Origin of the sequence: Mesorhizobium sp. M0077, assembly GCF_040322955.1 — a bacterium.
In the GTDB taxonomy this organism is placed as follows: Bacteria; Pseudomonadota; Alphaproteobacteria; order Rhizobiales; family Rhizobiaceae; genus Mesorhizobium.
Genome location: NZ_JAMYUL010000014.1, coordinates 154719 through 162345, shown reverse-complemented (window position 1 = coordinate 162345; position 7627 = coordinate 154719). Strand labels below are relative to the sequence as shown.

The following is a 7627-nucleotide window of genomic DNA, read 5'->3' as shown; positions in this document are numbered from 1 at the left end:
ACCGGCCTTGCGTCCGCTTGCCCCCGCCCCGGCGCAAATCTTGCCCCCGGGCCTGGCCTAAACTCCCCCCCTACTTCGGCACGGGTGGTATCCCCCCCCAGCCCCCCGCCCCCGTTGGGGGGGGGGCGGTCCAGTCAAGGATGATTATCAGTCCTTGGAGACGAAGCGGGACGGATGGATGTCCATCACATTGTCATCGAAGCCATGCAGCTTCGAGGAAACGATATCGTGGAAGCTGTAGTAGAGAAGCGGAATGTTGCCAACGTCATCGACAAGGATGCGCTCGGCCTCGGTGAGGTCCTTCATGCGCTCTTCCGGCTTGCCGCCGGCAGCCGCGGCCTTGTCCATGGCCGCCTCATATGCCGGGCTGACGTAGCTCGAATAGTTGTTGCCGCTGGCCTTGCGGGTGATGCCGAGGAAGGTCTCGGGATCCTTGTAGTCGGCGATCCAGGCGGCACGCGCCACGTCGTAGTTGCCCTTTTGCTCGAGGAAGGAATAGTGGGTCTTGGTATCGGTGTTGAGCAGCGTGATCTCGACGCCAAGCGGCTTCAACTGTTCCTGGATGGCAACCGCGGTGTTCTTGTGGTTTTCCGAGGTGTTGTAGCGGATCTCCATCTTCAGCGGATGCTCGGGCGTATAGCCGAGTTTCTCAAGGATCTTCTTGGCGGCGTCCTCGCGGTCGATCTGCGGCATGTCGGCGTATTTGGCCATTGCCGGCGTGTAGCCGGCGATGCCCGGAGGCACCATCGAATAGCCGGGCAGCATGGAATTCTGCCAGACCTTTTCGGCCAGGAAGTCGCGGTCGATCGCCATCGAGATGGCGTTGCGCAGCTCGACATTGTCCCAGGGCGCCTTGTCGGTCTTGATCGCGTAATAATAGGTGCCGAGATACGGTCCGACGCGGACCTGATCGCCGAACTTGGTCTTGAGGTCAGCGAGCTGTTCGGTCGGCAGGTCGCCGTAGCTGTCGAGTTCGCCTGCCTCGAAGCGCTTCATCGCCGAAGAGCGGTCTTCGGTCGGGATGTAGTTGACGACGTCCATCTTGACGGTCGCGGCATCCCAGAATTTCGGATTCTTGACCAGCTTCATGTGGTCGTTGGGAATCCACTCGGCCAATGTATAGGCGCCGTTCGAAACGAGATTGCCCGCCTTGATCCAGTCGGCGCCGAGCTTGTCGATCGACGCCTTGTTGACCGGATAGGTAGCTTGGTGCGTCAGCATCTCCAGGAAGTATGGCGTCGGCGCCTTCAGCGTCACTTCCAGGGTGTTGGCGTCGATCGCCTTGACGCCCATGTCCTCGGGCTTGCCTTTCTTGGTGTTGACTTCCTCGGCGTTCTTCACGGGATAGAGCATGGAAGCGTATTCAGCGGCGGTCGCCGGATCCTCCAGCCTACGGAAGGAATAGACGAAGTCGTCCGCCGTCACCGGGCTGCCATCCGACCACAAGCCGTCCTTGCGCAGCTTGAAGGTGTAGACGGTGCCGTCATCCGATACCGTCCAGCTTTCGGCGGCGCCCGGGATGAGGTTCGTCTTCTGATCGTGCATGACCAGTCCCTGGAACAGGTCGCGTATGATATCGGCTTCGTAGACGGTCGAGGTCTTGTGCGGATCGACCGTCTCCGCTTCGGCGGCGCTGCCTCTGTTATAGACGGTCTCGGCAAGGGCCGGCGTCAGGAACGTGCCTGCGGCAAAGGTCATGGTCGCGGCGACAAGCGTCGCCTTCAGCATATTTTTCAGCATGAAGTCTCTCCCTGTGGCGCTGCCCATCGGCTGCGCCTTACGAGTGTTGACGCCCCGGAACCGATTTCTGGCCCCTTCGAGCGCGCCGCCGGTTCCCGTTCCGGCAGCTGGTGGCAGGAGACTAGACAGACGGAAATATTATTTCAACCGAGTCTTGCTTGACGCTAAGTGAGCATCCTCACCTTAAACCAGCCATAGCTAATCTATATTACAAGATCCAGTTGGGTGCAGCTTGTGGTTGTCCTGTAACTTTGGGTTTTGCCCTCAGCAGTTGTCATTAGCGCAACCATCTGGAAACATTCCAGGAATGCAGTTCGTGGCCAAGCTCAACGAAAGTACCTAAGAAGCCCGAAAATGGAAAACGTGGCGCCGGTGACGTTGCGCGGATCACTCGGCACGGTTGCATGCGGACACGATCTTTTTTGAAGCCGGACGGCGTCCCTGAAAGATCAGCCTACCTTGCCGACAAACCAGCCCAGGGCCGGCAGCAACAGCCCCTCCTCCTGCAGGACGGCACCGCCACCCAGAGCGATCGCCTCGACAAGCTGGAGATCCGGCGGCAGCCGCCAGTCGGCCGGCTTGTCGGCGAAATTGAAGACGCAGAGCAATATCTCGTCCTCGCCCTGCCGGATGAAGGCAAGGACATCGCCGTCGGTATCGAGAAAGCGGATCGGGCCCTTGACCAGCGCCAGATGCGCCTTGCGCAAGGCGAGCATCGTCCGGTAGCCGGCGAGCACGGACTTGTCGTCGGCGTTCTGGATATCGGCCGCCCGAGCGCGGTGGCTTTCCGGCACCGGCAGCCAGGGTTTTCCCGAGGAAAAACCGGCATTGTCGGCGCCCGCCTCCCAGACCATCGGTGTGCGGCAGCCGTCCCTGCCTTTGACCCCCGGCCAGAAACGGATGCCGACGGGATCGCGCAGATCCTCGAAGGTCAGTTCCGCCTCCTCCAGCCCAAGCTCTTCGCCTTGGTAGAGACAGATCGAGCCCCGCAGGCAGGAGAGCAAAGCGATAGCGAATGTCGCCACCGCATCTGGATCGCCGCCCGGCCGCGTCCAGCGGCTGACATGGCGCACGACATCGTGGTTGGAGAACGCCCAGCAGACCCAGCCGTCGGCGACAGCTGCCTCGAAGGCCTCGACGCAGCCGCGCACATGGGCGGCTGAGAATTGCGGGCCGAGCAGGTCGAAAGTGTAGCACATGTTGAGCTTGTCGCCGCCGGATGTGTAGGCGGCCAGCGTCTGCAGCGAGCGGCCTTCGTCGCCGACCTCGCCGACACTGGCGCGGCCGTCATATTCGTCGAGCAAAGCGCGGAAGCGCCTGAGGAAATCGAGGTTTTCCGGTTGCGTCTTGTCGAACAGGTGCTCCTGGAAGAGATAGGTGTTGGTTTCGCCGTTGGTGCCGGCGACGCTCGACGCCAGCGGCGGGTTGCTGCGCAGCCAGCGGTCATGGACATAGTAGTTGACCGTATCCAGGCGGAAGCCGTCGACGCCGCGCTCGAGCCAGAACCGCACCGTCTGCAACAACGCGTCTTTAACCTCAGGATTGTGGAAGTTGAGGTCCGGCTGCGAGGCGAGGAAATTGTGCATGTAGTATTGCCGGCGGGTCGCGTCCCACTCCCAGGCCGGGCCGCCGAAGACCGACAGCCAGTTGTTGGGCGCGTTGCCGTCCGGCCTGGTGTCGGCCCAGACATACCAGTCAGCCTTGGGATTATCCTTGCTGGCACGGCTCTCTACAAACCATTCGTGCTTGTCGGAGGAGTGCGACAACACCTGATCGATGATCACCTTCAGGCCGAGCCTGTGCGCCTCGGCAACCAGCGCGTCAAAGTCGTCGAGCGTGCCGAACATCGGATCGACCGCCTGATAGTCGGAGACGTCGTAGCCCATATCGGCCATTGGCGATTTGAAGAAGGGCGACAGCCAGACGGCGTCGACGCCGAGCGAGGCGACGTGCGCCAGCCGTGAGGTGATGCCTGAGAGGTCGCCGCTGCCGTCGCCGGTGGTGTCCTGGAAGGAGCGAGGATAGATCTGGTAGATGACGCAGCCGCGCCACCAGTCGGCGCTCTGTTCGGGTCCCGGCTGGGCATTGTCGTCGGCCATCACGGACCCTTCCTGGCGCGGGCCTTTGCGGTCCGGCGCTCGATCATGAAACTGACACTGCGGCCGGGCAGCGGCCACGCGAGGTCGACCGCTTGCGCTTCAACAGCCGGCTGCCATTCAAACCCTTGCCGCGCGGGCAGCGTGAAGACGCATTGGCGGCGATCGCCATTGACGATCACAGCCAGGCGGCCTTCCCCGCCATCGCCGAGCAGCATGACGAGGCGATGGCGCGAGCCATCGTTCCAGTCGGCTTCGCCGAGCGGCGCGCCGGTCTCGGTCAGCCAGGCGACGTCGGGCACATCAGAACCGTCCGGCGGCTCTCCGGTCAGGAAGCGCGTATCGGAAAGCGCCGGCACCGCGCCGCGCAGAGCTGCGAGCGCGGACACATGGGCTTCCAGCCCGACGTCGCGCCCGGCCCAGTCGAGCCAGGTGATGGCGTTGTCCTGCGCATAGGCGTTGTTGTTGCCCCCTTGCGTGCGGCCGAATTCATCGCCCGCCGTCAGCATGATGGTGCCGCGCGAGGCAAACAGAGTGGCGAGCAGCGCGAAGCGATCATGGGAACGGGCCTCGGCAATCGCCTTGTCCGAGGTTTCGCCCTCGACGCCGTTGTTCCAGGACAGGTTCTCATTGTGGCCGTCGCGGTTCTTCTCGCCATTGGCCTGGTTGTGTTTGGCTTCATAGGCGACGATATCGGCCAGCGTCATGCCATCGTGTGCGGCGATGAAGTTGACCGTGCGGCTGGCGGATTGGCCCTCCCTGCCGAACACATCGGAGGAGCCGGCGAGCCTTGTCGCCAGCGCACCGACCGCGCCGGCATCGCCGCGCCAGAAGCGCCTGACGTCGTCGCGGTAGCGGTCGTTCCATTCGAGGTAAGGCGGCCGGAAATTGCCGAGCTGATAGCCATTCGGGCCGATGTCCCACGGCTCGGCGATCAGCACCCTATCGGCAAGCAGAGGATCGCCAGCGATGGTCTCGAGCAACGGGGCCGCCGGATCGAATACGCCAGCGACGCGGCCGAGGACCGGCGTCAGGTCGAAGCGGAAACCGTCGACGCCGGCATGGCGGACGAAATGGCGCAGCGTGTCGAGTACCATGTCGCGAACGACCGGATGGTCGCAGGCAATGGTATTGCCGGTGCCGGTATCGTTGGCCAACCTGCCGTCCGGCTCGCTGCGGTAGTAAGCTTGATTGTCGAGGCCGCGCAGCGACAGCGTCGGCCCGAGCCGGTCGCTTTCGCCGGTATGATTGAAGACGAGATCGAGGATGGTGCCAATGCCAACCCTGCGCAGCACCCCCACAGTATCGCGCAACTCGGCGAGGCCGCCGGGCGCCAGGCGCGGGTCGAGCGCCATGAAGGTGACTGGGTTGTAGCCCCAGGCATTGCTGAGGCCCAGCGGCGGCAAATGGCGCTCATCGACCCATGCCGTCACGGGCATCAGCTCAACGGCGGAGACGCCGATCTTCTTGAGATGTTCGACGATAGCCGGATGGGCAAGGGCTGCAATGGTGCCGCGCTGCGCTTCGGGCACGTCCGGATGCAGCCTGGTGAAGGAGCGGACGTTCAGTTCGTAGATCAGGCCGCCTGGCTGGAACAAAGGCGGCTTGGCCGGCAGCGGCTTCGGTTGAGCCCGCGCGATGGTCTTCGGCATCAGTGGCGCGGTGTCGGCGCCTTCGTTGCGCCGGGCGGCAAGCCGCCAATGATGCTGGTAGGGCCGGTCTATCTCGACGGCGTAGGGATCAGTGAGCAGCTTGTCGGGATCGAACCACAGCCCGCGCTCCGGCGCATATTCGCCGTCGGCGCGAAAGCCGTAGCGCGTACCCGCGGCAAGGCCGGCGACGAACAGCGCATGGACGCCCTCGCTTTCCGGCTGAAGTTCGAGCCGGTCGATTTCACGGGCGCCGGTGTCGTCGAAGATCGACACCCACAGGCGCCGCGCGGATGACGACCAGGCGGCGAAGCGGATGCCTTCGGGAGTGACGGTTGCGCCGAGCTGGGTCATCGGCGCATCCTCCACTCTCCCCCTTGTGGGGAGGGTCGCGAACGAAGTGAGCGGGGTGGGGGTCGGCGCGGGGAAAGCGCTTTACGAGCACCCCCAACCCGATCCGCTGCGCGGATCGACCCTCCCCACAAGGGGGAGGGTAAAGACGTCACCACCCTCAAGTAATCACGCTCGGCTTGTTGCGCCCGGTGTGGCTCTTGATCCCGGCGATATCATCGGCAGCCGCGATCAGGTCAGCGAGCGCCTCTTGCGTGTCGAGATCATGCCGCGCTCTGTCCGGCTCGTAGCGCTCGATGTAGACGCGCAGCGTAGCACCCGACGTGCCGGTGCCGGACAAACGAAACACGACACGCGAGCCGCCTTCGAACAGGATGCGGATGCCCTGGTTCTTGCTCACCGAACCGTCGACGGGATCGTGATAGGCGAAGTCGTCAGCATTGGCGATCTTCAGTCCGCGCACGCTGGTACCGGGCAGCGAAGCGAGCTTGGCGCGCAACTCGTCGACCAAGGCGTTGGCGCGCTCGGTTTCGACCTCCTCATAGTCATGACGTGAATAGTAATTGCGGCCGTAGGTCGCCCAATGTTCGGTCACGACGTCCTTGCAGCTTTCGCCGCGCACGGCCAGGATGTTCAGCCACAACAGCACCGCCCACAGCCCGTCCTTTTCACGGACATGGTTCGAGCCCGTGCCGGCGCTTTCCTCGCCGCAGATCGTTGCCATGCCGGCATCGAGCAGATTGCCGAAGAACTTCCAACCGGTCGGCGTTTCGTAGATGCCGATGCCGAGCTTTTCGGCGACGCGGTCGGCCGCGCCGCTGGTCGGCATCGAGCGGGCGATGCCTTTGAGGCCGTCCTTGTAGCCGGGCGCCAACTGCGCATTGGCGGCAAGCATGGCCACCGAATCCGACGGGGTGACGAAAATGCCCTTGCCGATGATGAGATTGCGGTCACCGTCGCCGTCGGAAGCCGCCCCGAAATCGGGCGCATCCGGTCCCATCATCTCGTCATAGAGATGCTTGGCGTGGACCAGGTTCGGATCCGGGTGATGGCCGCCAAAATCCGGCAGCGGCTTGTAGTTGCGGCAGGTGCCATTCTCCGCGCCGAGCCGGCGCTCGAGAATTTCCTTGGCATACGGGCCGGTGACCGCATGCATGGCGTCGAAGCGCATGCGGAAGCCGTATTTGAAATTGGCGCGGATGGCGTCGAAGTCGAACAGGCTCTCCATCAATTCGGCATAGTCGGTGACCGGGTCGATAATCTCGACCGCCATGCCGCCGGCGGTCACCGTGCCGATCTTGTCGATGTCGATCTGGTCGATGTCGGCGGTCTTGAAGCTCGAAATCGTCTTGGTCTTTTCGAAGATCGCGTCGGTCAGCTTTTCCGGCGCCGGGCCGCCATTGCCGGCATTGTACTTGATGCCGAAATCCTCGTGCGGGCCGCCCGGATTGTGACTGGCCGACAGGATGATGCCGCCGAAGGTCTTGTATTTGCGGATGACATGCGACGCCGCCGGCGTCGACAATATGCCGCCCTGCCCGACCATCACCTTGCCGAAGCCGTTGGCCGCCGCCATGGCGATGGCCTTCTGGATGACCTCGCGGTTGTAGAAGCGGCCGTCGCCGCCGATCACCAGCGTCTTGCCCTCAAAGCCCTCCAGCGCGTCGAAGATCGACTGGATGAAGTTCTCGGCATAGTGCTCCTGCTGAAAGACAGGCACCTTCTTGCGCAGGCCGGACGTGCCGGGTTTCTGGTCGAGATAGGGTTTGGTGGCGACGGTGCGGATCATGC

At 63.4% G+C, this 7627-nt stretch carries 4 protein-coding genes; all 4 read right to left on the bottom strand.

The features are described 5' to 3' along the window. Positions 1 to 147: 147 nt before the first annotated feature. Complete coding sequence (locus NKJ57_RS24595) at positions 148 to 1740, bottom strand: peptide ABC transporter substrate-binding protein (protein WP_023715691.1); 1593 nt, start codon at positions 1738 to 1740, stop codon at positions 148 to 150. Positions 1741 to 2189: 449 nt separating this feature from the next. Then, on the bottom strand, positions 2190 to 3839 hold the full coding sequence (gene bglA / locus NKJ57_RS24590) for a beta-galactosidase BglA (protein WP_352512839.1): 1650 nt from the start codon (positions 3837 to 3839) through the stop codon (positions 2190 to 2192). Then, positions 3839 to 5839, bottom strand: a complete 2001-nt coding sequence (gene glgX / locus NKJ57_RS24585) for a glycogen debranching protein GlgX (protein ID WP_352512840.1) — start codon at positions 5837 to 5839, stop codon at positions 3839 to 3841. The genes bglA and glgX overlap by 1 nt, the downstream gene beginning before the upstream one ends. Positions 5840 to 5996: 157 nt before the next feature. Next, positions 5997 to 7625: an alpha-D-glucose phosphate-specific phosphoglucomutase gene (locus NKJ57_RS24580; RefSeq protein WP_352512842.1), complete on the bottom strand. Its 1629-nt coding sequence runs from the start codon at positions 7623 to 7625 to the stop codon at positions 5997 to 5999. Between the last annotated feature and the right edge of the window lie 2 nt (positions 7626 to 7627).